This is a genomic window from Mesorhizobium sp. B2-4-14, from assembly GCF_006442155.1.
Taxonomy (GTDB): domain Bacteria; phylum Pseudomonadota; class Alphaproteobacteria; order Rhizobiales; family Rhizobiaceae; genus Mesorhizobium.
Genome location: NZ_VFVA01000058.1, coordinates 1 through 22,178, shown reverse-complemented (window position 1 = coordinate 22,178; position 22,178 = coordinate 1). Strand labels below are relative to the sequence as shown.

At 63.1% G+C, this 22,178-nt stretch carries 22 protein-coding genes and 1 pseudogene; 6 read left to right on the top strand and 17 right to left on the bottom strand.

The window, feature by feature from the left end; all coding sequences use genetic code 11:
* The 4 genes and pseudogenes from FJ938_RS30195 to FJ938_RS28090 form a co-directional block, all read right to left on the bottom strand.
* Positions 1–219: pseudogene (locus FJ938_RS30195) on the bottom strand (efflux RND transporter periplasmic adaptor subunit); the annotation flags it as partial.
* Positions 220–432: 213 nt separating this feature from the next.
* Positions 433–1,029 carry a LysE family translocator gene (locus FJ938_RS28100; protein ID WP_140699677.1) on the bottom strand — a complete coding sequence of 199 codons (597 nt, stop codon included), beginning with the start codon at positions 1,027–1,029 and terminating at the stop codon, positions 433–435.
* A 110-nt stretch (positions 1,030–1,139) separates the two neighbouring features.
* Positions 1,140–1,715 (bottom strand): acetolactate synthase small subunit, encoded by a 576-nt coding sequence (gene ilvN, locus FJ938_RS28095; RefSeq protein WP_013894763.1) that lies wholly within the window; start codon positions 1,713–1,715, stop codon positions 1,140–1,142.
* Positions 1,716–1,793: 78 nt separating this feature from the next.
* Positions 1,794–3,575, bottom strand: coding sequence for an acetolactate synthase 3 large subunit (locus tag FJ938_RS28090; protein ID WP_140699674.1), 1,782 nt, complete (start codon positions 3,573–3,575; stop codon positions 1,794–1,796).
* A 442-nt stretch (positions 3,576–4,017) separates the two neighbouring features.
* Here FJ938_RS28090 and FJ938_RS28085 point away from each other — a divergent pair, with 442 nt between their 5' ends.
* A complete protein-coding gene (locus FJ938_RS28085; RefSeq protein ID WP_140699671.1) occupies positions 4,018–5,820 on the top strand; it encodes an NAD(P)/FAD-dependent oxidoreductase in 1,803 nt (600 codons plus the stop codon).
* Between the two features lie 49 nt (positions 5,821–5,869).
* Here the strand turns inward: FJ938_RS28085 and FJ938_RS28080 are convergent, their stop codons facing one another.
* Positions 5,870–6,460, bottom strand: a complete 591-nt coding sequence (locus tag FJ938_RS28080) for an HD domain-containing protein (RefSeq protein ID WP_140699668.1) — start codon at positions 6,458–6,460, stop codon at positions 5,870–5,872.
* The gene (locus FJ938_RS28075) at positions 6,457–7,608 is read right to left on the bottom strand and encodes a gamma-butyrobetaine dioxygenase (protein ID WP_140699665.1); all 1,152 of its coding nucleotides are present in this window, start codon (positions 7,606–7,608) and stop codon (positions 6,457–6,459) included. The genes FJ938_RS28080 and FJ938_RS28075 overlap by 4 nt, the downstream gene beginning before the upstream one ends.
* Before the next feature lie 120 nt (positions 7,609–7,728).
* On the opposite strand from FJ938_RS28075, the gene FJ938_RS28070 reads away from it, so the two are divergent.
* Positions 7,729–8,616: a LysR family transcriptional regulator gene (locus FJ938_RS28070; protein WP_140699659.1), complete on the top strand. Its 888-nt coding sequence runs from the start codon at positions 7,729–7,731 to the stop codon at positions 8,614–8,616.
* Positions 8,617–8,626: 10 nt separating this feature from the next.
* On the opposite strand, the gene FJ938_RS28065 is transcribed toward FJ938_RS28070, so the two are convergent.
* Genes FJ938_RS28065 through FJ938_RS28055 form a run of 3 tightly spaced genes read right to left on the bottom strand, consistent with a single transcriptional unit; the run spans position 8,627 to position 10,075 of the window.
* The gene (locus FJ938_RS28065) at positions 8,627–9,157 is read right to left on the bottom strand and encodes a GNAT family N-acetyltransferase (RefSeq protein ID WP_140607875.1); all 531 of its coding nucleotides are present in this window, start codon (positions 9,155–9,157) and stop codon (positions 8,627–8,629) included.
* Between the two features lie 41 nt (positions 9,158–9,198).
* Positions 9,199–9,507 (bottom strand): hypothetical protein, encoded by a 309-nt coding sequence (locus FJ938_RS28060; protein ID WP_140699656.1) that lies wholly within the window; start codon positions 9,505–9,507, stop codon positions 9,199–9,201.
* A 4-nt stretch (positions 9,508–9,511) separates the two neighbouring features.
* Positions 9,512–10,075, bottom strand: a complete 564-nt coding sequence (locus tag FJ938_RS28055; RefSeq protein ID WP_140607879.1) for an XRE family transcriptional regulator — start codon at positions 10,073–10,075, stop codon at positions 9,512–9,514.
* A 154-nt stretch (positions 10,076–10,229) separates the two neighbouring features.
* Between FJ938_RS28055 and FJ938_RS28050 the strand changes: the two genes are divergently transcribed.
* Positions 10,230–12,062: an ATP-binding protein gene (locus FJ938_RS28050; RefSeq protein ID WP_140699653.1), complete on the top strand. Its 1,833-nt coding sequence runs from the start codon at positions 10,230–10,232 to the stop codon at positions 12,060–12,062.
* Between the two features lie 179 nt (positions 12,063–12,241).
* Here the strand turns inward: FJ938_RS28050 and FJ938_RS28045 are convergent, their stop codons facing one another.
* Together FJ938_RS28045 and miaA are read right to left on the bottom strand one after the other, a co-directional pair.
* On the bottom strand, positions 12,242–13,033 hold the full coding sequence (locus FJ938_RS28045; protein WP_140607883.1) for a GGDEF domain-containing protein: 792 nt from the start codon (positions 13,031–13,033) through the stop codon (positions 12,242–12,244).
* Positions 13,034–13,138: 105 nt separating this feature from the next.
* Positions 13,139–14,104: a tRNA (adenosine(37)-N6)-dimethylallyltransferase MiaA gene (miaA, locus tag FJ938_RS28040; RefSeq protein WP_140699649.1), complete on the bottom strand. Its 966-nt coding sequence runs from the start codon at positions 14,102–14,104 to the stop codon at positions 13,139–13,141.
* Here miaA and serB point away from each other — a divergent pair.
* Both serB and FJ938_RS28030 read left to right on the top strand, forming a co-directional pair.
* Complete coding sequence (gene serB, locus FJ938_RS28035) at positions 14,094–14,981, top strand: phosphoserine phosphatase SerB (protein ID WP_140699646.1); 888 nt, start codon at positions 14,094–14,096, stop codon at positions 14,979–14,981. The two genes, miaA and serB, sit on opposite strands and share 11 nt — an antisense overlap.
* Positions 14,978–15,550, top strand: coding sequence for a GNAT family N-acetyltransferase (locus FJ938_RS28030; protein WP_140699643.1), 573 nt, complete (start codon positions 14,978–14,980; stop codon positions 15,548–15,550). The genes serB and FJ938_RS28030 overlap by 4 nt, the downstream gene beginning before the upstream one ends.
* 30 nt (positions 15,551–15,580) lie before the next feature.
* On the opposite strand, the gene FJ938_RS28025 is transcribed toward FJ938_RS28030, so the two are convergent.
* The 6 genes from FJ938_RS28025 to FJ938_RS28000 all read right to left on the bottom strand — a co-directional run bounded on the left by FJ938_RS28025 (position 15,581) and on the right by FJ938_RS28000 (position 21,214).
* Complete coding sequence (locus tag FJ938_RS28025; RefSeq protein WP_140699638.1) at positions 15,581–17,098, bottom strand: DegQ family serine endoprotease; 1,518 nt, start codon at positions 17,096–17,098, stop codon at positions 15,581–15,583.
* 149 nt (positions 17,099–17,247) lie between these two features.
* Entirely contained in the window at positions 17,248–17,436 is a 189-nt protein-coding gene (locus tag FJ938_RS28020) for a DUF2065 domain-containing protein (RefSeq protein ID WP_140699635.1), read from the bottom strand.
* 6 nt (positions 17,437–17,442) lie between these two features.
* The gene (locus tag FJ938_RS28015) at positions 17,443–18,396 is read right to left on the bottom strand and encodes a protease modulator HflC (RefSeq protein WP_140699630.1); all 954 of its coding nucleotides are present in this window, start codon (positions 18,394–18,396) and stop codon (positions 17,443–17,445) included.
* A complete protein-coding gene (hflK, locus tag FJ938_RS28010) occupies positions 18,396–19,511 on the bottom strand; it encodes an FtsH protease activity modulator HflK (RefSeq protein WP_140699626.1) in 1,116 nt (371 codons plus the stop codon). The genes FJ938_RS28015 and hflK overlap by 1 nt, the downstream gene beginning before the upstream one ends.
* A 165-nt stretch (positions 19,512–19,676) precedes the next feature.
* The gene (locus tag FJ938_RS28005; protein ID WP_140699622.1) at positions 19,677–20,195 is read right to left on the bottom strand and encodes a dihydrofolate reductase; all 519 of its coding nucleotides are present in this window, start codon (positions 20,193–20,195) and stop codon (positions 19,677–19,679) included.
* Positions 20,195–21,214: a DUF4424 domain-containing protein gene (locus FJ938_RS28000; protein WP_140699618.1), complete on the bottom strand. Its 1,020-nt coding sequence runs from the start codon at positions 21,212–21,214 to the stop codon at positions 20,195–20,197. The genes FJ938_RS28005 and FJ938_RS28000 overlap by 1 nt, the downstream gene beginning before the upstream one ends.
* A 126-nt stretch (positions 21,215–21,340) precedes the next feature.
* Here FJ938_RS28000 and cobF point away from each other — a divergent pair, with 126 nt between their 5' ends.
* Positions 21,341–22,102 (top strand): precorrin-6A synthase (deacetylating), encoded by a 762-nt coding sequence (gene cobF, locus FJ938_RS27995; protein ID WP_140699613.1) that lies wholly within the window; start codon positions 21,341–21,343, stop codon positions 22,100–22,102.
* Positions 22,103–22,178: the final 76 nt, after the last annotated feature.

Genomic DNA, 22,178 nt, shown 5'->3' with positions numbered 1-22,178 from the left:
GTCCGTTGCCCCCTTGTCTGCTGCTGTCTTGTCGGCTGCTGTCTTGTCGGCTGCTGTCTTGTCGGCTGTCTGCGTGCCGGTTGCCGCCTTGTCCGCTACCGCGGCCTGCTTTGCGCCGATGAACTGCTCGACCTTGCCCAGCGTATCGGGAGACACATAGAGCCAGGCCGCGCCTGCACAGGCGGCTGCCAGCAATGAAAGAATGACTTTTCCACGCATCGTCAAGGGTCCGCTCCGTCCGACACGCCATAGCCAGGTGGTCGTATTCTAGCTCATTTCACGGCACCCTGCCGCAATTTCGCTGAATAGATAGGACACGCGTTGGGCGGAAAAGGGCCAAAACACGGCATTACGAAGATTTAATGTGCACTGCACAATCGCTCTGCAGGCTGCCGCATCCGCGGATCAGGGTCTATCGACCCCCGGATTGTGCTACCGCAGCATCGGCCACAGCGTCGCCGCCAGCAGCACGCCCATGGCGATGTTGAACCATTTCAGCCGCGCCGGATCCGACAGGAAACCGCGCAACGCCGTACCGAAGCCCGCCCACACCGAGACGCTCGGCAGATTGACGATGGTGAAGGCTACAGAGATCAGCACCACAGACAGGAATGGGTGCTCCGGATTGCTGTAGACGGCCATGGCGGTGATCGCCATCACCCAGGCCTTGGGATTGACCCACTGGAACGCCGCCGCATCGATGAAACGCATCGGCTGCCCCTTTGCCTCTCCCTTGCCGCTGAGCGAACGCGACATGGCAATCTTCCAGGCAAGGTAGAGCAGATAGACGGCGCCCGCGATCTTCAGCGCGGTGTGCAGTGCGGGAAACGCCGTCAGCAGCGCGCCAAGACCAAGGCCCACGGCAAGCAGCAGGACAAGAAAGCCGATGCTGATGCCAAGCATATGCGGCACGCTCCTGACCAGGCCGAAATTCACGCCCGAAGCCAGCAACATGAGATTGTTCGGCCCCGGCGTGATCGAGGTCACGAAGGCGTAGACCAGCAGAGCGAGGAATGCGTCGAGGGACATCGGGTTCACAAGGTCAGCAATGTTTACTTTTATCGGCTGCCTCGCAAAGGCCAGCCGCCGGGGTGGCAAGCCATGCTTTTCAGCAAAGGCGTTTCCGGCTACCGCGCGCCCTACATGCCTTGCGGGCCGCGATTCATCGCCGCCACGCCGGTGCGGCAGATTTCGACCAGGCCGAGCGGCTTCATGATGGCGATGAACTGGTCGAGCTTGGAGCCCTTGCCGGTGATCTCGAAGATGAAATGCTCGGTGTTGGCGTCGATGACGCTGGCGCGGAAGGCGTCGGCCAGCCGCAGAGCCTCGACGCGGGCCTCGCCGGTGCCGGCAACCTTGACCAGCGCCAGTTCCCGCTCCAGCGGCCGCTCCTGGCCGAATTCGTGCGAACGCACGGTGAGATCGACCACGCGGTGGACCGGCACGATGCGCTCGAGCTGGTGCTTGATCTGTTCCAGCACATGCGGCGTGCCGCGCGTCACGATGGTGATGCGCGACAGATGCTTCTCATGCTCGGTCTCGGAGACGGTCAGGCTCTCGATGTTGTAGCCGCGCCCGGAAAACAGGCCGATGACCCGGGCAAGAACGCCTGGTTCATTGTCGACCAGCACGGAAAGCGTGTGGTTTTCCGGCCGCTCCGTCTCCTTGGCGATAAAGTAGGCGGAACCGGTGGGTTGAAGGTGCTGTGCGTTCATGACCTGGATCTCAAATTCTTGATCTAACTGTTTGCTTGCGCACGGCCTCATTCGACAAGGCCTGCCCTGGCTCGTCGTCTACACCAGTTCCCTGCCCTTGGCATCGATGGCGTTGGCCACGGCCTCGTCGGTCGCCTCGTCCGGCAGCAGCATCTCGTTATGAGCCTTGCCCGAGGGGATCATCGGGAAGCAATTGGCGAGGTTCGCCACGCGGCAGTCGAACAGCACCGGCTTCCTGACCGAAATCATTTCCTTGATGGCGTCATCCAGCTCGTCCGGCTTCTCGCAGCGGATGCCGTGGCCGCCATAGGCTTCGGCCAGCTTGACGAAGTCCGGCATCGCCTCGGTATAGGAATGCGACAGCCGGTTGCCGTGCAGCAGCTGCTGCCACTGGCGCACCATGCCCATATATTGGTTGTTGAGGATGAAGATCTTGATCGGCGCGTCATACTGCACCGCCGCACTCATCTCCTGCATCGTCATCTGCACCGAGGCGTCGCCGGCGATGTCGATCACCAGCGCGTCGGGATGCGCGATCTGCACGCCGAGTGCGGCCGGCAGGCCGTAACCCATCGTGCCCAGTCCGCCTGACGTCATCCAGCGGTTCGGCTTCTCGAAATGATAGTGCTGCGCCGCCCACATCTGATGCTGGCCGACCTCGGTGGTGATGTAGGTGTCCCTGTCCTTGGTCAGTTCGTAGAGCCGTTGGATGGCGTATTGCGGCATGATCACGTCGTGGTTCATCTTGAACGCCAGGGAGTCGCGCCCGCGCCATTTGGCGATCTGCTCCCACCAGGGATAAAGCGCCTTCTTGTCGCTCTTGGCGGTCGCCCGCCACAGCCGCACCATGTCCTCCAGCACGCGGCCGACATCGCCGATAACAGGAACATCGGCATGAACGTTCTTGTTGATGGAGGACGGATCGATGTCGATGTGGATCTTTTTCGAGTTCGGCGAAAACGCGTTGAGCCGCCCGGTGATGCGGTCGTCGAAACGGGCGCCGATGCAGACCATCACGTCGCAGTCGTGCATGGCCATGTTGGCTTCGTAGGTGCCGTGCATGCCCAGCATGCCGACCCAGTTCTTGCCTGATGCCGGATAGGCGCCAAGCCCCATCAGCGTCGAGGTGATCGGGAAGCCGGTGAGGTCGACCAGTTCCCGCAGCAGGTGGCTCGCTTCCGGGCCGGAATTGACGACACCGCCGCCCGAATAGATGATCGGCTTCTTGGCACCGGCCATCAATTCGACCGCCGCCTTGATCTTCTCGAGGTCACCCTGGACCTTCGGCTGGTAGCTGGTGCGCGGCGCGATCTGCGGCGGGACATAAAACCCCTTGGCGAACTGCACATCCTTCGGAATGTCGACCACCACCGGGCCGGGACGGCCGGTCGTGGCGACATGGAAGGCCTCGTGGATGGTCGCGGCGAGATCATTGACGTCCTTCACCAGCCAGTTGTGCTTGGTGCAGGGGCGCGTGATGCCGACCGTGTCGCACTCCTGGAACGCATCGGAGCCGATCAAGGAGGTCGGCACCTGCCCCGTCAGGCAGACCAGCGGAATCGAATCCATCAGCGCGTCCTGCAGCGGCGTCACCGCATTGGTGGCGCCGGGCCCGGAGGTCACCAGCATGACGCCGGCCTTGCCGGTCGAACGGGCATAGCCCTCGGCGGCGTGGCCGGCACCCTGTTCGTGCCTGACCAGAATGTGCTCGACCTCGTCCTGCTGGAAAATCTCGTCGTAGATCGGAAGGACCGCGCCGCCGGGATAACCGAAGACATGCTTGACGCCATTGTCCTTCAGCGCCTGCACCACCATTTCGGCGCCCGTCATTTCACGTCGCCCGTTCTGTCCATTGCTCATCGGTCTGGTCCCGTACTGTCCGCCATCTGGCGTTTGCTGGTCGTTTAGTCGTGTTTCAGGCAATAAAAAAGGCCCCCGAGGGAGCCTGTGTGTTGCGCATGGGAGGTTTTCGCCCGGCGGTTACACCGCCTTGCCCACGCGCCTTCCTACGAGAATGAGTGCCTTTTTCATGGTGGCGGACAATAGGATTGGTTCCACGCCGCTGTCAACGGCGAATGTGAATGGCATGAACGCGAATGAGCGGCGGGCTTACGGTCGGACGGCGTGATCAGTCGTCACGAGACAAATACCCGGTCGGGTTTCGGTAAGCCATTGAAAACATGCCAAACTATTGGAGGGCGTGACGCAGCGAAGCTTTTGACGGGATACTTTGTCCATGTCGGACCGCCCCACCCGGCCACAATAGCTCGACCAAGAAGCGTTTCGAATCCGGAGGAAATTCATGCTCGACAAAGCCCCCAACAAAAAGCTTTCCGACCTGCTCGATGCGTTCGGTGGCGCTCTTGCCGCCGGCGACATAGACAAGGCGGTCGGCTGTTTCCAGGAAGACTGCTATTGGCGCGACCTCGTCACCTTCACCTGGAACATCAAGACCATGGAAGGCCGTGACCAGGTCCGCCACATGCTGAATAGCCAGTTGTCGAGGACGAAACCCTCGCACTTCGCCCTCGCCGAGGGCGAGGATGCGACCGAGAGCGGTGGAGTGATCGACGGCTGGATCAGCTTCGAGACCGAGGTTGCGCGCGGTTTTGGCCATATCAGGCTGAAGGACGGCAAGATCTGGACGCTGCTGACCACCATGGTCGAACTGAAAGGCCATGAGGAGCCGGCGGGTTTCGCGCGGCCGATGGGCGCCAAGCATGGCTCCGGCAAGAACCGCCCAACCTGGAAGGAAGAACGCGAGAAGGAAGCGGCGGAACTCGGCTTCAAGACACAGCCCTACACGGTGATCATCGGCGGCGGCCAGGGCGGCATCGCGCTTGGTGCGCGCCTGCGGCAGCTCGGCGTGCCGACCATCATCATCGAGAAGAACGAACGCGCCGGCGACAGCTGGCGCAAGCGCTACAAGTCGCTCTGCCTGCACGATCCGGTCTGGTACGACCATCTGCCCTATATCGATTTCCCCAGAAACTGGCCGGTGTTCTCGCCCAAGGACAAGATCGGCGACTGGCTGGAAATGTACACCAAGGTGATGGAGCTGAATTACTGGTCGTCGACAGAGGCCAAGAGTGCGTCCTACGACGACAAGGAAAAGGAATGGACTGTCGTGGTGCACCGCGACGGCAAGGACATCACCTTGAAACCGAAGCAGTTGGTGCTGGCCACCGGGCAGGCCGGCAAAGCAAACCTGCCCAAATTCAAGGGTATGGAAAATTTCAAGGGCGACCAGCACCACTCCTCGCAACATCCCGGTGCCGATGCCTATGCCGGCAAGAAGGCGGTGGTTATCGGTTCGAACAATTCCGCCCACGACATATCAGCGGCACTTTGGGAAGCGGGCGCTGACGTGACCATGGTGCAGCGCTCGAGCACCCATATCTCCAGGTCCGACACGCTGATGGAAATCGGGCTGGGTTCCCTCTATTCGGAACAAGCGGTGCAAAACGGCATCACCACCGCCAAAGCCGACCTGATCTTCGCCTCCCTGCCCTACAAGATCCTGCATGAATTCCAGATCCCGGCCTATGCCGAGATGAAGAAACGCGACGCGGCCTTTTACGAGGGGCTCGACAAGGCCGGCTTCATGCTCGACTGGGGCGATGACGAGTCTGGCCTGTTCATGAAGTACCTCAGGCGCGGCTCCGGCTACTATATAGACGTCGGCGCCTCGCAGTTGATCATCGACGGGTCGATCAAGCTGAAGAGCGGTGTCGACGTGAAGGAGATCAAGGAGCATTCGGTGCTGCTTGGCGATGGCACGGAACTGCCCGCCGATCTCATCGTGTACGCGACCGGCTATGGTTCGATGAACGGCTGGGCGGCCGACCTGATCTCGCGTGAAACCGCCGACAGGGTCGGCAAATGCTGGGGCCTCGGTTCGAACACCACCAAGGACCCCGGCCCGTGGGAAGGCGAACTGCGCAACATGTGGAAGCCGACCCAGCAAGAGGCGCTGTGGTTCCACGGCGGCAATCTGCACCAGTCACGGCACTATTCGCAGTTCCTGTCGCTGCAGCTGAAAGCCAGGCAAGTCGGTGTGCCGACGCCGGTCTACGGGTTGCAGGAAGTCCACCACAAGGGCTGAAGCAAAAAGGTGGAGTGGGACGGAAGCCCGGTCGTGTCGGGCTTCGTCCTTATGTCGTCCTTTGGGCCGCGAACTTTTCCACGACGCGCTGTAGCAAGGGTACATAGTCGCGAAACGCCCGCGTCTTCATATTGGCGATCTTGCCGCCCTCGTCCCAGATGCGGACCCGCACCGCTTCCTCATGGAACGGGTTGCTGCGGAACTCGGCCACCTCCTCGGCACTCATCGGCCCACCCTGCAGAGACAACGTATGCACCGAAGCCGGCGACAGCTTGGAGAAATAGGTCGGGTCGGTGGCGCAGAGATAACGCTTGGCCGCGACGTGCAGCCTCACGCACTCGACGATGACCGGCGGGAAGAACGGCGCCAGCACCTCGCCGCCGGCTTCGTCATGATGCTTGTCCTCGACATCGTCGGGCGAATAGGTGCCGAACTCGCTGGTGTAATGGCCGATGTCGTGCAGCAGGGCGGCGGCCACCAGCACCTCCGGCGCTCCATCCTGCTCCGCCAGCCAGGCGCCCTGCAGCATGTGTTCCGACATCGTCACCGGCTCGCCGAGATAGGATTCCGCACCCCGGCGCTCGAAAATGTCGGCGATGAATTCGACGATATTGCCCGCGTTCAGATCCTGACCGCTCATTCCGCGGCCTCCTTGAAGCCGTGCTCGATCGCCGCCAGCGTCGACAACAGGCCGTCCTTGTCGGCGTAGCATCCCTGCAGCCAGCGCTTGCCTGTGCCGGAGAAAGCCTTGCGGGCATGCATGACCCGTGTGTTGTCGACGATGAACGCCTGGCCCGCCTCCAGCTTGAAGGTCACTTCGAAGGACGGATCCTCGATCAGTTCGGCGAACCGGCGATAGGCGCCATAGTAGGCGTCCATGTCTGCGAACGGCACGTCGACGACAGGCGCCAGCGAGCGGTTGTTGAAGCGGATGCAGATCAACTCGCCATCCGGTCCAAGCTCGATCATCGGACGCTTGGATTGCAGCCGCACGCCGGATGAGCCGGCATATTCGAAGCGCGCCGGACAGGAACTCAACAGCCGGAAGCCTTCAGGGTTCTCGGCCTGCAACGCCGCCGCGACGGCAAAACCGTCGACAACGCTGGATTCCCCACCCTCCACTGTATTCTCGATGCAGGAAAGGATCTGCAGGGTCGGCACGGGATCGCGATAGGGGTTATCCGTATGCGCCTGGAGGCCGAGATTGGTGTAGGCGAGATTGTTGGGATTGACCTCGGCGCGCACTTCGAACCAGCGGCCGTAATTGGTCTCCCTGATATAGCCGAACAGATCGGAGACCTTGCACAATGCCCCGGATTCCGCTGGCAGGCCGTCCATCACGGCAAAGCCATAGGTCCTCACCGCCGAAAGCCACTCGCGCAGGACGGTACGGTCATGGCTGGCAGCAGCGTAGCCGGCGCGTGGAACCGAGTTCTGCACGCTGGCCTTGGTCCAGCGCACAATATCCTCTCCGGTCCAGCCAGCCCCGCGCGTCGTATCGCGATCATAGGCATTGGCGCTCAACCAGGCAGCCGGAAAGCTGACGGTCTTCTGCTCCGGCACGAAGCTGATCTCGAGGGCATCGCCCTTGATCGCGGCCGCACCGATCTTCGTGTCGGCCGGAATGTCCAGGATGGTGATCAGGCGTTGGCCGTTGCCGGCGCTGCGCGTCTTGTCGTCCAGCGCATTGTCGCGCAGCCACATGGCATGAAAGCGGGTGTGCCTCCCGTCCTGCCAGCCAAGTTCGATTGTTCTGCCGTCGTCGCCAACCAGCGCGTGGGTCAACATGGAAATACTGTTCCTGTCCGTTACGGCCCACGGGCCGATCCGTGGGTTTCGAATGCATGTTGACCGCGCGAACGGCATAACTCAAATTATCGTTTTTTGGCCAATGACCGCAAATAGCTAATGGCTCGAAAATCCATTCCCTCCCTGCCCCCACTTGACTGGCTGCGCAGTTTCGAGGCCTCGGCACGGCTGTCGAACTTCACGGCGGCCGCGGCCGAACTCGGCCTGACACAGGCAGCCGTCAGCCAGCATATCCGGCTGCTCGAGGAACGATTGAAGACGCGCCTGTTCTCACGACTGGCGCGTGGTGTCGCGCTGTCGCCGGAGGGCGCCGCCTATCTGCCGCACATCCAGTCGGCCTTCGCCACCATCTCCAGCAGCACAACGGAACTGTTCGAACCCCGCGCCGTCCAGACCGTCTCGATCCGGGTGCCGATCTCCTTCGCCCTGCTGGTGCTGGTCCCGGCGTTGCCCGATCTTGCCGAGGCGCTGCCGCGCATCCAACTCGATCTTGTGACGATCCATCGCCCGACCGACTACGACCTGCCGGGCTCCGCGCTCGACATCCGTTTCGGCAACGGATCCTTTCCAGGACGCGAAGCCGACAGGCTGACGGCCGAGCGGCTTGTGCCGGTGGCCAGCCCGGCCCTGGCCGGCGCCGCCGACTGGGCATCCCTGCCGCTGCTTCTGGTCGCCGGCGCGCGCGAGATGTGGGCGGAATGGTTCGCGGGGGCCGGATTGGCCGGCCACCCCCAGCGATCCCACCGCTTCGACAGTTTCGTCGCCGCGATGGAAGCGGCGAGTGCCGGCGCCGGCGTGCTTCTGGGGTCGCGGCCGCTCGTCGACGCGGCACTCGAAAACAGGACCTTGGTGCCGCTTTCCGACTTCGAGCTCTCCAGCACCTCGGGCCATTTTCTGACCAGGGCACCGACCGTGCGCCTGACCAGTGCCGAGCAGGATTTCCGCCGCTGGTTGCTGAGCCGCCTCTCCAGTGCGGCTTCGGCCTGACGGCGCGGAACTACCGGGACGATGAGGCGATACGCTTCCAGTAGATCAGCGTGCCTGTCAGCCCACCATGCGGCTTCAGCGCATAGTCCGGTATTTCGCCGGTCAGGGTGAAGCCGAGTTTTTCGTAGAGGCCCGAAGCACCTTCCTCGGTCGCCGTGTCCAGGACCAGCAGCGTGCGCCCCCTCTCGGCGGCGAGACGCTCGGCCGCCTTCATAAGGCGCGTTCCGATGCCCCTGCCCCGGTGTTCGGCCGATGTCATCAGCTTGGCGATCTCGGCCCGGTGCGGCTGGTTGGGTGGGCAATCGAGCAGCAAGGTGACGGTGCCGACCAGTGCCCTGCCATCCCACGCGCCAAGCACCACCCTCTCGCCTCTTGCCGCCGCGGCCAGCGACCTCTCCCAGAATGCGTTTGCCGCCTCCGGCGCGAGCGGATGCATGAAGCTGACCGAACCGCCGGCGGCAACCGTTTCGACAAGCAGGTCAGTCAGCATCGCCAGCGTTTCAGCATTGGCGCTCAGCGTTCCGATTTCGATGGAATTCATGCCTGGTCCTCTGGAGATGACGCGACGTGGGCTCGAGGCCGTCAGCCGAGATGGCGCACGCGCCGTCGCTTGCGAGCGGCTTTGATGGCACTGATGCGCTCGGTGTCGTCTTCCCTGAGATGCTGTCCGCGCACCAGGATCTCGAGCGTGTATTCCTCATAGGTCAGGCCCAGCCGTTCGGCCTTGTCCGTGCGCATCAGCATGACCTCGTGGCTCGGCGCCTTCCATGCCTTTGCGTGCGCGGCCTGCCAGGCCAGGAAGATGTAGGGGTCGCCCCTGCCCCATGGCGGCCCCTTGTAGTCGTCAAGCGGCGGCCCCCCATTGTGGGAGCGCTTTGGCCGTCTTGCCATGAGGTCAGCCCCTGACCAGCGCCACGAGATAGTCGGCGTCCGCCTCCAGGGCATGAAAGGTGCAGTCCGACGGCGCGCCGAGTGCCAGGCAGTCACCAGATTCGAGCCGGTGCACCACATCGCCCTCGGTGAATTCGAGCCGCCCGGAAACCAGCCAGATCTGCTGCTTGATGAAGGCATAGGAGGCCGCGGGCAAGCTCACCTTGGCGCCCGCCGGCAAATGCACCTTGATCAGTTCGAGCGGCATGTCGCTGGCCGGCGACAAATGCCGCCTGACATAGCCCGTGGCAGGATCGCGCCACACCGGCTGGTCGGCCTCGCGCAGCACCCCGCCGCCTTGCAATTCCGCCCGTGCGATGAGGGTCGACAGCGTCATCCCGAAGGCCGCCGCGATGCGCACCAGAAGGGTCGCCGTCGGGCTGGTCATGCCGCGCTCGATCGTGCTCAGCATCGCCTTGGAAACGCCGGACCGCTCGGCGAGCTCGGCCAATGACCAGTCCCGCATGGTCCGTTCGGTGTGGATTCGGCTGCCGATGCCCAAGGAAATATCGTTCGCTATATTATTCATTCGTACATTATAGCGAAACTCAGACGATGCAGAAGAGCCATTTGCGACAATTTTCAACAGGCGCTTAATCCTCCTTACACCATCCAGCCTCATCCGACCTTAACCCCATCCCGCTAGGGTCCATGCTCCAGGGAAAATAGGGATTGGCCTGTCCATGTATGTCGAACGCGAAGCTTCCGTCGGAGAACCGACATCGCAGGAGCGCCGCAACGCAGAGCAGAACGACCGGCGCATCCTGGGCAATGTCGTGCAATGCGACGGCGCGCGCGCCACCATCAGCGCCTATGCCGACGACATTGATGGCGCCGTCACCGGCCTGTGGACGGTCGGCAAGATGATCTCCATCAATCTGGGGACGACGCGAACCGTCGGCCTGGTCTATGCCATCGGCAAATCGGACCGCGCCTGGAGCAATGAGGGCCAGAACGCTATCGAGGTCAGCATCGAGCTAATCGGCGAAGTCCGCGACGCGGCCGAACCCGGAGCCAAGCCGATCTTCGACCGCGGCATCACCACCTATCCGCACATTGGCGCCATCGCGCACCGCATCCGCAGCCGCGACCTCCAGGCCGTCTACGATCTGGCCGGGCGGCATTCCATCACCATCGGCTCGCTGTCGCAGGACGACGCGATCGCCGCCAACATCGCCATCGACGACACGCTGGCGCGCCATTTCGCCATCGTCGGCACCACCGGCGTCGGCAAGTCCACCGCCGTCTCGCTGCTGCTGCGCAAATCGATCACGGCGCGACCCGACCTGCGCATCCTGATCCTCGACCCGCATAACGAGTTCGCGGCCTCGCTGCCCGAATATTGCGTCAAGGTCGATTCCAAGACGCTCGACCTGCCGTTCTGGATGTTCCGGCTGGAGGAATTCGCCGAAGTGCTGTTTCGGGGCCGTGAAACGGTCCCGGAAGAAATCGACGCTTTGCGCGATCTCATTCCGCTCGCCAAGAATCTCTACCGCAACCCGAGCTCGGGCACCTATCTCAGGCGCGGCAACGATGCGCTGACCGCCGATACGCCTGTGCCTTACCGCATCGCCGACCTGCTCAAGCAGATCGACGAGCGCATGGGCATGCTCGAAAGCAAGAACGACCGCCCGACGCTCAAATCGCTGAAGACGCGGATCGAATCGGCCGCCGCCGATCCGCGCTACCGCTTCATGTTCAGCTCGCGCCTGATCGAGGACACCATCCACGAGACGATCGGCAACATTTTCCGCGTGCCGCATCACGGCCGCCCGGTAACCTGCTTCGAGATGGCCGGCATGCCCTCCGAAGTGGTCAACTCCGTCTGTTCGGTGCTGGCGCGCCTGGCCTTCGACCTCGCTCTGTGGAGCGAGGGCAAGCTGCAACTCCTGTTGCTGTGCGAGGAAGCCCACCGCTACATGCCGGCCGATGCGCGCCTCGGCTTTGCGCCGACACGCCACGCGCTGTCGCGCATCGCCAAGGAAGGCCGCAAATATGGCTGCTATCTCGGCGTCGTCACCCAGCGTCCGGGCGAGCTCGACCCGACCATCCTGTCACAGTGCTCGACCTTCTTCGCCATGCGGCTCGCCAACGAGCAGGACCAGGCGATCATCCGCTCGGCTATCGCCGACTCGTCCGCCTCCACGCTTGCCTTCCTGTCGTCCATGGGCCAGCGCGAAGCCATCGCCTTCGGCGAAGGCGTGGCGACGACGATGCGGCTGAAATTCGAAAGACTGCCGGCGCATTTGATCCCCGGCACGTCCAGGCGCGAAGAAACCGCGTCGCCGAAGAGCGGCGACGATGTCGACCTGGTGGCGATCGTCGAGCGACTGCGCAACGTGCCAAAACCACAGCAGCAGGCGATGGCCTTCGCCGAGGTGGTCGATTCCGGCCGGCAGGCCGGTGATCCTGATTATCGCAAGCCGGCAACCGCTCGCGTCCAGTCGGACGACGATTTCGACACGCGCTATGGCCTCAAGCCCGCCACCTTCGGCCTGCGTCTCCAGAACGATTGAACCTGCAGCTTGCGGACTTCGTAGGCCACCTTGGTTAAATCCCGTCAGGGAATTCGTCAGGCTGAGTCCGGGTGGTGCTGTTTTCGAGAACCGGAGCGGAGCGGACATTCAGTCCGTGAGCACCGGAAGCGCAGAAAACAGCGGCAGACGGCCAGCCTCACGAATTCAATGATGGGATTTTAGGCGCAGACGCGGTTGCGGCCTTGCCTCTTCGCTTCATAGAGCTGGCGGTCAGCCCGGCGATAGAATTCCTCGGCGGTCTCCTTGCGGTCCCAGACGGCAAGGCCCACGCTTGTCGTGATCTTGAGCCGGACATTGCCCGAAAGGATCGACATGTTGGCGACCGCCCTGCGGATGCGCTCGGCGAATTTGGCCAGCAGTTCCGCCTCCATATTGGGCGTGACCACGGCGAACTCCTCGCCGCCCAGCCGTGCCACCACATCGTGGTAGCGTGTCATGTCCTTGAGGCAGTTGGCGACAGCCCTGAGCACCTCGTCGCCGACATCGTGGCCATGGGTGTCGTTGACCTGCTTGAAATGGTCGAGATCGAGGATCATCAGCCCGACCGGCTTTTCGATGCGCCGGAACTCCTCGAGATATTCCTTCAGCGCATCATCGAAATAGCGCCGGTTCTGCATGCCGGTCAGGCCGTCTGTCAGGGCGGCGTGCTCGAGCGTTTCGGAGCGGGCGCTGAGTGAAACAGTCATGGCGCGCAGCTTGCCTTCTTCCGTCGCCTGTTTGCGGATCAGCGGATAGATGAAGAAGATGCCGAAAAACAGCGCGGTCGCAAGCAGCACGCCCGTCGCGAACAACAGTTTGTTGAGGTAGATGACCTTGTCCAGGCCCGAGGCCGTATGGAGTTCGGTGGCGAAGGATTGCAAGAGCCCATAAGCGTGCAGCGTCACCAGGCCGGCGGCCAGGATCACGAAGATAAAGACGAAGAAAGCGGATTCCGCCTTATGGAAACGCATCTGCTCCCCGATGGAAAAGTACCCATCGACCTTATGGCACGGACCGACTTACGGAGCGTTAATTCCAACAACTTCGGCGGGAACCCTTCCCTCGATGTCGACTTTTTAAGTTGCATTAGCAACCAGCGTTGAAATCTTGGTTTCGAGATCGTCACCCGGGCACAGTCTTTGCCATTCAGGCCCCAGCTGATGTCGAAACCAGGTCGCCTGCCGCTTGGCATATTGCCGTGTTGCGATCTTGGCGCGTTCGATCGCCTCGGGAAAACTGGATTGTCCGGCCATCGCGGCCTGCAGTTCGCGAACGCCGATCGCCTTCATCGCCGGCAGATCCGGATCGAGGCGAAGGGCCGCTAATTGCCTGACCTCCTCCAGCGCACCCTTGTCCAGCATCTGGTCGAAGCGCCTTTCGATACGATCAACCAGCGCCGCCCGGTCCGGCTCGATGACCAGGAAACCGGCCGTCTGCCTGTCGATGAGAGGGCGACCGCGCGCGGCCTGCCAGTCCAGGATCGATCGGCCGGAGGCGTCGAGAACCTCCAGCGCCCGTACGATGCGCTGGCTGTCGGTTGGCTTCAGCTGCATGGCGGCTCTCGAATCCTCGCGCAGCAGCAGGGCGTGCAGCTTGACCGCGCCTTGCTCCTTCAGCTCGTAGCGCCAACGGTCGCGGATCGGCTGCGGAATATCGGGCATTTCCGAAATACCTTCGGCCAGTGCGCGAAAATAAAGGCCGGTGCCGCCGACGAAGATCGGCCGCCGCGAGAGCGTTCCGTCGTCGATGAGTTCCATCACGTCGCGCAGCCAGGCGCCGGTGGAATAGGCGCTGCCGGGATGGACGTGCCCGTAGAGAAAATGCGGCACGCGTGCAAGCTCGGCCGCCTCCGGCCTCGCGGTCAACACGTCGAGAACAGAATAGCCTTGCATGGAATCGGTATTGACGATGACGCCGCCTGCGCGCTCGGCCAGATCGAGCGCCAGTGCTGACTTGCCGCTGGCGGTCGGCCCGGCTATCAGGATCGCGTTCTTCACGCGGCCTTGGCCCGCATCCGTGCCGGAATTTTCGATGCCGCTCATTGCCACGCTTGTTTCCCGTCCCGCAGACCGCGCCCTGTCGCCGTCGCTTGCGAATATGGTCTCGCGCTCGGTGGGCGCAAGCACTGTCGACTGGCTGGCCGAAGGAATTGCCTGCGATCTCGCTTTGCCGCAAGCGGCCGACGCCGCCTATATCACCGCTACGCTGCGCACCGCACTGGCCGCCGAACCGATCGATGTGATTGTCCAGCAGGCCGAGACGCGTCGCAAGAAAATCCTCCTCGCCGATATGGATTCGACCATGATCGATCAGGAATGCATCGACGAACTGGCCGACGAGATCGGCGTCAAGGAGCACGTCGCGTCGATCACCGCGCGGTCGATGAACGGTGAGATCGCCTTCGAGCCGGCGCTGCGCGAACGCGTGGCGCTGCTCAGGGGCCTCGATGCCGCCGTCGTCGACCGCATCGTCGCCAACCGCCTGACATTGGCCTCGGGCGGCCGGGCGCTGGTCCAGACCATGCGCGCCAACGGCGCCTGGACAGCGCTCATCTCGGGTGGCTTCGAGGTCTTCACCACGCGCATCGCCGATATGCTCGGCTTTCAGGAAAACCGCGCCAACCGCCTGCTCGAACAGGACGGACGCTTCACCGGGTTGGTTGGCGAGCCGATCCTCGGCCGTGCCGCCAAGGCCGAGGCGCTGTTCGAAATCGCGGCGCGCCTGGAATTGACGCCGGCCGACGCCATTGCCGTTGGCGACGGCGCCAACGATCTCGACATGATCCGCCTCGCCGGCACCGGTGTGGCGCTTCATGCCAAGCCAGCCGTGGCGGCGCAGGCCAAGGTTCGCATCGACCATGGCGACCTCACCGCGTTGCTCTATGTCCAAGGCTATCGTCAGGAAGAGTTTGTGCAATGAAACCCATGCGCACCGAGCGCCTCGTCCTGCGCAACTGGGAAGAGCGCGATCGTGAGCTCTTCCATCGCATCAACTCCGATGACCGCGTCATGGAGTTCTTCCCGTTCCGCCGCGACCGCGCCGCGGCCGACGCCAAGATGGACCAGGTCCGTGCCTGGGTCGATGCGGACGGCTATGGCTTCGCCGCTGCCGAGATTGCCGCCACCGCCCAGTGCATTGGCTTTGTCGGACTATCAGGAACCGAGGATATGGACGTCCTGCCGGCTGGCACGATCGAGATCGGCTGGCGGCTGGCGCCCGAATTCTGGGGCAAGGGCTATGTCACCGAGGCCGCCGAGGCGTGGCTGGACTACGGCTTCGAGACGCTTGGCCTCGACGAGATAGTGTCCTTCGCCGTTGCGGAAAACCACCGCTCGACCGCCGTCATGAAACGCCTCGGCATGACGACCGACCCGTCGGCCGATTTCGATCATCCCGGCATTCCCGAGAGCCATCCCGCACTCAAGCGGCATGTGCTCTATCGGCTCTCGCGCGCCGAGTGGCAGGCGCGAAAAAAGGCGACCGGTTAGCCGCCTTTTAGAAGTCGCTCGATTGAAAGCTCAATCCATCCGGATCGTCACGAAGCGCAACTCACCCGTCTTCGACGCGAGCATCAGCAGCGCGTTCTTGCGGCCCTGCTCCTTCAGCGCGCCGATCCGGTCCATGACGTCCTTGGGCGTGGCGACCGATTCCTGCGCGATCTCGGTGATCACCTCGCCCGGCTGGATGCCGCGCTCGGCAGCGGCGGAATCCTTGGCCACGTCGGTGATGACGACGCCCGAGACATCGGCGGCGATGCTGAACTTCTTGCGCGTCTCGTCGTTGAGCTCGCCGACGGTCATGCCAAGCACCGATGCGGTCGAGACGGCCGGAGCCTTGTCGCCGCCCTTGTCCTGATTGGTATTGCCCGGCTCGCCGCTTGCGAGCTTCTCGCCATCCTCAAGCCGGCCGAGCGTCACCTTCACGGTCTGCTCGACTCCCTTGCGCACGATCAGCACGTCGACGGCCTTGCCGACGGGGCTTTCGGCGACCACGCGCGGCAGGTCGCGCATTTCATGAATGTCCTTGCCGTCGAACTTGATGATGACGTCGCCGGCCTGGATGGTGCCGTTGTCGACAGGGCCACCCTTGATGACGCCGGCGACCAACGCGCCCTTGGCCGTGGTCATGCCGAGGCTTTCGGCGATGTCGTCCGTCACCGGCTGGATGCGCACGCCGAGCCAGCCGCGCCGCGTCTCGCCATACTGGCGCAACTGGTCGACAACACCCGAGGCGAGCTGCGAGGGGATGGAAAAACCGATGCCGATCGAGCCGCCGGACGGCGAAATGATCGCCGTGTTGATGCCGATAACCTCACCGGCGCTGTTGAACAGCGGTCCGCCCGAATTGCCCCGATTGATCGCGGCATCAGTCTGGATGAAGTCGTCATAAGGACCGGAATTGATGTCGCGGTTGCGCGCCGAGACGATGCCGACCGTGACCGTGCCGCCAAGGCCGAACGGATTGCCGACCGCCATCACCCAGTCGCCGACGCGCATCTTGGTGGAATCGCCGAATTTCACCGCGGTCAGCTTGTGGCCTTTCGGATCGACCTTCAGCACCGCGACGTCGGTCTTGGTGTCGGTGCCGACCAGCGTCGCCTTCAGCGTCACCCCATCCGAGAAATTGACCTCGATATCGTCGGCATCGGCGATCACGTGGTTGTTGGTGACGACGATGCCTTGGTCGGCGTCGATGACGAACCCCGAGCCCAGCGACTGCACCTTCTGCGCGCTATTGTCCTTGCCGCCGCCGCGATTCTTGAAGAAATCGTCGAAGAAGTCCTGGAACGGCGAGCCTTCGGGAAGCTGCGGCATCGGCACGGCACCCGGACCCTCCGTGCCCTTCACCGTCTGCGAGGTCGAGATGTTGACCACCGCGCCGAGCAGGCCTGCCGCGAGGTCGGCCACCGAAGCAGGCCCGTCATTGGCGAATGTCGGCGTCACGAAGGACGGGATGGCGACGGTGCCGACAAGAAGCGCTGCCGTGCCAGCGATGAACGTCCGCCGTACCGTGCGCAAAAGCAGTGTGGATGTCATCGAGAGGCCTCCCGGTATTTCTGAGAAAGAAAGCGCAACGGCGAAAACACCGTGTCGCGCCATGTTGGCAAAAAATACGGCACGTTTGCGGCTAGGACTATCCGCGGAGGATAAATCCTCCGTTATGCCCTAAACGAAAGCCGGCCGCCTCATCCACCCCGCACCAGCCAGACGACGCCGACACCGATGGCGACCGCGGCCAGCCCGGCGATCCGCAACGCATTCTCCGGCATCGACAGCACCTCGCCCGCGAGCTTCCTCGCGAAACCGGGAAAGCCGCCATAGACCAGGCCCTCTATGACGAGGACCAGGCCTATCGCCGCGAAGAAATCCTGCACCGGCCGTTACTGACCGGTGCTGGGTTGTGTCGTCGGCGCGGCAGGCGCGGCAGGTGCCGGCGCTGGTTTCGCCGGCCCTTCCTTGCCATCGGGGTCGCGGAAGTAGCGGAAGAACTCCGAACTCGGCGACAGCACCATGGTCGTCCCGGTATTGTCCAGCGCCGTGCCGTAGGCGTTCATCGACCGATAGAAATCGAAGAAGGCCGGATCGCGCTTGTAAGCGTCGGCGAAGGTGGCGCTGCGTTGGGCCTCGCCCTCACCGCGCAGGATCTCGGACTCCTTCTGCGCTTCGGCGATGATCTCGACGACCTCGCGGTCGGCGCGAGCGCGGATGCGCTGCGCCGCCTCGTTGCCGCGTGCCCTGAGTCTTTCGGCCTCGGCCAGACGTTCGGCCTTCATGCGATCGTAGGTCTGTTGCGAGACCTCGGCCGTGAGGTCGGTGCGGCGGATGCGGACATCCTCGATCTGCAGACCGAGCGAGGTGGCGTCGGGCCGGAGCTGATCGCGCACTTCGCGCATCATTACCGCGCGCTCTTCGGAGAGGGCGGCCTCGAAGTCGCGCAGACCGTAGACGCGGCGCAAGGCGGCGTCGAGACGGGTCCTCAGCCGCGCTTCGGCCAGTTCGATCTGGCCGGACACGGCAGCACGGAACACACGCGGATCCGAAATGCGGTAGGCGATGAAGGCATCGACCTCGTAGAACTTGCCGCCCGAAACCTGGACGCGGATGTTGTCGAGGTCGAAACGCAGCACCCGGTTCTCGATCAGTTGCACCGTGTCGGCGTCAAAGAACGAGAACGGCGCCTTGAAGTAGATGCCGGGTTCGGTCTTGACGTCGACGATTTCGCCGAAGCGCAGCACCAGCGCCTGCTGGCGCGCATTGACCACGAAAACCGACGAATAGATCAGGAACAGGATAACCGCCGCGATAACGACGAAGACGGGAAGACGGTTGCCCATCACCGGTTACCTCCCGTGTTCGCGCTAGGCGCGGTTGATGCAGGCGCTTTCTGCTGCAATGCCGGCAGCGGCAGATAGGGAACGACCCCTTGCCCGTTGCCCTGCTCGACGATGACCTTGCCGGAGTCCTTCAGAACCCTCTCCATGGTTTCGAGATAGAGGCGCTTGCGCGTCACGTCGGGCGCCTTGGCGTATTCGTCGTAGACGGAGATAAAGCGCTGCGCCTCACCTTCGGCTTCCTGCACCACCCTGTTCTTGTAGGCGGCCGCGTCTTCGCGGATCTGTGCGGCCTCGCCGCGCGCCTGACCCAGCTTCTGGTTGGAATACTGGTTGGCCTGCTCGACGAACTTGTCCTCGTCTTGTTCGGCGCGCTGCACCTCGTCGAAGGCGTCAGCCACTTCGCGCGGCGGTGCCGCGTCCTCGATCGAGATGGCGTTGACCTGCAGACCGGCCTTGTAGCCGTCCAGCGTCGTCTGGATGATCTCGCGCACCGAGGCCGCAATGCCCTGGCGGTCGTCGCGGAAGATATCCTGCGCCGGCCTGCGGCCGACGGCTTCGCGCATGGCGCTTTCGGCGACCTGCCGCAGCATGCCGTCCGGATCGGAGACGTCGAACAGATAGGCCCGGGGATCGGAGACCTGATAGGCCACCGAAAACTGCACGTTGACGATGTTCTGGTCGCCCGACAACATCAGGCCGTTGCCGCTGGTGTTGCCGCCGCCGATATCAACGAGTTGCTCGGAAATCTTGGCCGTCTCGACGGTTTCAAGCGGCCACCAATGGAAATGCAGGCCGGGCTGCGATAGTTGGGCCTTCGGCTTGCCAAAGCGCAGTTCGACCGCGACCTCGTCGGGCTGCACGGTATAGACCGCTTGGAACGCCCACAGAACGACCAGCACCGCGGCGATCAGCCCGAACACGGCCGGACTGGCGCCACCGCCGCCGGGCAGGGCGCGCCGCAGCCGGTCCTGGCCGCGGCGGATGATGTCTTCAAGATCGGGAGGCGAGCCCTGCGGGCCGCTCGGTCCCTTTGGCCCCTGCCCCCAGGGTCCCTGATTGTTGCCGCCGCCCCCCCAAGGGCCGCCGCCTCCGCCACTCTTGTCGTTCCAGGGCATGAATGTCCTTTCGCTTGGAATTCCCTCAAGCGCCGGCGTTGCGGCGCAAATCCAGTTGTTCTTCTATAGGGACGCCACCGCACGCTTTCAACGCGATGCGCCGCCGACTTCATCCGTTTTGGGCCGATAGCGACCCTTTGTCGTCCTCAATACCGTTTTTGTCTTTCAAAGTATCTCGCTGCGGCGCTCGTAAACCGTATAGCGTGTTGCATGGCTGTCCTTTTCGCCGGCCGGAACATCCTGCGTGCTCACCACGCGCCAGGATTTCGGATCAATCGGCGGGAAATGCGCATCGCCGTCGACGGCGGCCAGCACATGGGTGACGTGCAGCCGGTCGGCCAACGGCAGCGCCTGGGCATAGATCTCGCCGCCGCCGACAACGCAGACCTCGTCCACGCCAGCCATGCAGCGTCCGCGCACCGTTGCCAGCTGAATCGCGGCTTCCAGCGTATGCGCCACCTCGACGCCCTCGGCGCGCCAGGCCTTGTCGCGCGTGACGACGATGTTCAGCCGGCCCGGCAATGGCCTGCCTATACCCTCATAGGTCTTGCGACCCATGATGATGGGCTTGCCCATCGTGTCTGCCTTGAAACGCTTGAGATCGGTGGAGAGCCGCCAGGGCAATCCACCGTCCCGGCCGATCACGCCATTCTCTGCGATGGCAACGTAGATCGCGACGTGCATCAGTTCGCATCCCCGCCATTGCTGTCCGACGGTTCGAGCAGCAGGATATCGATATCGTGCTCGGGATAAAAATCGTCCGCCGTCACCTCGAAGGTCGTCGGCCCGATCTTTTTGACATTGTCGCCACAGAACGAAACCAGCGCTTTCGGATTGCCCTTGTCGACGGTCAGCTTGAACTTGCCGATAGTGCCGGCCGCCCAGTTGCCGCCGGTGGTCAGGATATAGGCGATACGGCGCTCGTAATACCGGGGATAACCGTCCGCATTGTCCTTGGCGGCCTTTCGCAGCGCATTTTCGAACGTGTCGTCCATGCAGTAGCGGGTCTTGTAGGCCCCGTACTGCCCCTGGAACTTGCCGTCGTAGAAGAAACTGACCGAAGACGTACCGCCGACGCTGGGCTTGTAGCGGTGCGAGACATGAACGTCCTTGTTCGCCGGAAAGGTCGAGCGCCACCAATAGGTAGATCGCAACTGCCAGAAGGGTGTATAGGCTGGGGTGGCGCCCGGGCCGCTGTCCGCCTCTGGATCCTCGATGATGATGCCGCGGCTCTCCCAGTCCCGAGCAACCGCCTGCGGCAGCTTCGCCAGTGCCGCTTTGGCCGCGTCGCCGAACGGATTGAACGGCACATTCTGCGCCTTGAGATCGGCACTGATGTCGATGCCGAGCGCAAACACCTTCTGCTCGAGCTGCGGTTTTGCCGCGGCACCGTCGATCGTCACCTCGAAGCCGAGGAAATTGTCGCTCTGGTTTTCGGGGATCGCCGGCATCTCCTCCGGATCGCCCGAGATGTCGGGCATCGGGAAGGCGACGATCGCGTCAACGTCCTTGTCGGTGTTGTTGTGGAAGACGTAGTCGACTGCCACCTTTTCTGGCGAGATGAAGAGGTCCTCGCTTTGCATCGCCACGGCGTCGCTGCGCGACAGGATCAGGCCGCCAGTGCCGAGTTCGGCAATCGAGTCGTTGGCAAAGGCAGGCGCGATTGAAAACGCTAACGCTCCGCCCAGAACATATCGCAACATCGAAGCCCCCTCGGCTGGAATGCCTGGAATGACCCTAGCCGTTTCGACGTGGCGTTTCAAAGCCCTTCCGCATCCGAGGCACGCCGGTCTGGACTATCAGGTTCCGATCAGGCAGGAGTTCGCTCCATGCGCAAACTTCTCGTCATCGGCATCGGCGCCGGCAATCCCGACCACCTGACCGTGCAGGCCATATCAGGCCTGAACCGGGCCGATGTGCTGTTCATCCCCGACAAAGGGGCTGACAAGAACGACCTTGCCGAACTGCGGCGCGAGATCTGCGACCGCTTCGTCACCAACCCCAAGTCACGCCGGGTCGAGTTCGACGTGCCGGTGCGCGCCGAGCCGACATCCTCCTACCGCTCGACCGTCGACGACTGGCACGAAGCCATCGCCGCCATCTATGAAGGCTTGATCGGCGACGAGCTCGGCGACGACGGCTGCGGCGCATTCCTGATCTGGGGCGATCCCTCGCTCTACGACAGCGCGCTACGCATCCTCGAGCGGGTGCGCCTGCGAGGCAATGTCGTCTTCGAACTGGACGTCATCCCCGGCATCACAGCCATCCAGGCGCTTGCCGCCAGCCACAAGACGGCGCTGAACCGGATCGGCGATTCCATCCTGATCACCACCGGCCGCAAGCTTACCGACGAGGGGCTGCCCGAAAATGCCGGCAGCACCGTCGTCATGCTCGATGGCAAATGCGCCTTCAACACGCTGGCCGACCAGGATGTCGTCATCCAGTGGGGCGCCTATCTCGGCACGCCGGACGAGATCATCATCTCCGGCCGTCTCCGCGATGTCGGCGCCGAGATCGAAAAGCGTCGCGAAGAGGTCCGCAAGGAAAAGGGCTGGATCATGGACACCTATCTTCTGCGCAAGCCGGAATGAGGCAGTAGGCAGTAGGCAGTAGGCAGTAGGCAGTAGGCAGTAGGCAGTAGGCAGTAGGCAGTAGGCAGTAGGCAGT

What these genes read in the sequence shown, in the direction of transcription:
- FJ938_RS28100 (WP_140699677.1), bottom strand. Translation starts at nt 1,029, where the DNA reads ATGTCCCTCGACGCATTCCTCGCTCTGCTGGTCTACGCCTTCGTGACC.
- ilvN (WP_013894763.1), bottom strand. Translation starts at nt 1,715, where the DNA reads ATGAACGCACAGCACCTTCAACCCACCGGTTCCGCCTACTTTATCGCC.
- FJ938_RS28090 (WP_140699674.1), bottom strand. Translation starts at nt 3,575, where the DNA reads ATGAGCAATGGACAGAACGGGCGACGTGAAATGACGGGCGCCGAAATG.
- FJ938_RS28085 (WP_140699671.1), top strand. Translation starts at nt 4,018, where the DNA reads ATGCTCGACAAAGCCCCCAACAAAAAGCTTTCCGACCTGCTCGATGCG.
- FJ938_RS28080 (WP_140699668.1), bottom strand. Translation starts at nt 6,460, where the DNA reads ATGAGCGGTCAGGATCTGAACGCGGGCAATATCGTCGAATTCATCGCC.
- FJ938_RS28075 (WP_140699665.1), bottom strand. Translation starts at nt 7,608, where the DNA reads ATGTTGACCCACGCGCTGGTTGGCGACGACGGCAGAACAATCGAACTT.
- FJ938_RS28070 (WP_140699659.1), top strand. Translation starts at nt 7,729, where the DNA reads ATGGCTCGAAAATCCATTCCCTCCCTGCCCCCACTTGACTGGCTGCGC.
- FJ938_RS28065 (WP_140607875.1), bottom strand. Translation starts at nt 9,157, where the DNA reads ATGAATTCCATCGAAATCGGAACGCTGAGCGCCAATGCTGAAACGCTG.
- FJ938_RS28060 (WP_140699656.1), bottom strand. Translation starts at nt 9,507, where the DNA reads ATGGCAAGACGGCCAAAGCGCTCCCACAATGGGGGGCCGCCGCTTGAC.
- FJ938_RS28055 (WP_140607879.1), bottom strand. Translation starts at nt 10,075, where the DNA reads ATGAATAATATAGCGAACGATATTTCCTTGGGCATCGGCAGCCGAATC.
- FJ938_RS28050 (WP_140699653.1), top strand. Translation starts at nt 10,230, where the DNA reads ATGTATGTCGAACGCGAAGCTTCCGTCGGAGAACCGACATCGCAGGAG.
- FJ938_RS28045 (WP_140607883.1), bottom strand. Translation starts at nt 13,033, where the DNA reads ATGCGTTTCCATAAGGCGGAATCCGCTTTCTTCGTCTTTATCTTCGTG.
- serB (WP_140699646.1), top strand. Translation starts at nt 14,094, where the DNA reads ATGCCGCTCATTGCCACGCTTGTTTCCCGTCCCGCAGACCGCGCCCTG.
- miaA (WP_140699649.1), bottom strand. Translation starts at nt 14,104, where the DNA reads ATGAGCGGCATCGAAAATTCCGGCACGGATGCGGGCCAAGGCCGCGTG.
- FJ938_RS28030 (WP_140699643.1), top strand. Translation starts at nt 14,978, where the DNA reads ATGAAACCCATGCGCACCGAGCGCCTCGTCCTGCGCAACTGGGAAGAG.
- FJ938_RS28025 (WP_140699638.1), bottom strand. Translation starts at nt 17,098, where the DNA reads ATGACATCCACACTGCTTTTGCGCACGGTACGGCGGACGTTCATCGCT.
- FJ938_RS28015 (WP_140699630.1), bottom strand. Translation starts at nt 18,396, where the DNA reads ATGGGCAACCGTCTTCCCGTCTTCGTCGTTATCGCGGCGGTTATCCTG.
- hflK (WP_140699626.1), bottom strand. Translation starts at nt 19,511, where the DNA reads ATGCCCTGGAACGACAAGAGTGGCGGAGGCGGCGGCCCTTGGGGGGGC.
- FJ938_RS28005 (WP_140699622.1), bottom strand. Translation starts at nt 20,195, where the DNA reads ATGCACGTCGCGATCTACGTTGCCATCGCAGAGAATGGCGTGATCGGC.
- FJ938_RS28000 (WP_140699618.1), bottom strand. Translation starts at nt 21,214, where the DNA reads ATGTTGCGATATGTTCTGGGCGGAGCGTTAGCGTTTTCAATCGCGCCT.
- cobF (WP_140699613.1), top strand. Translation starts at nt 21,341, where the DNA reads ATGCGCAAACTTCTCGTCATCGGCATCGGCGCCGGCAATCCCGACCAC.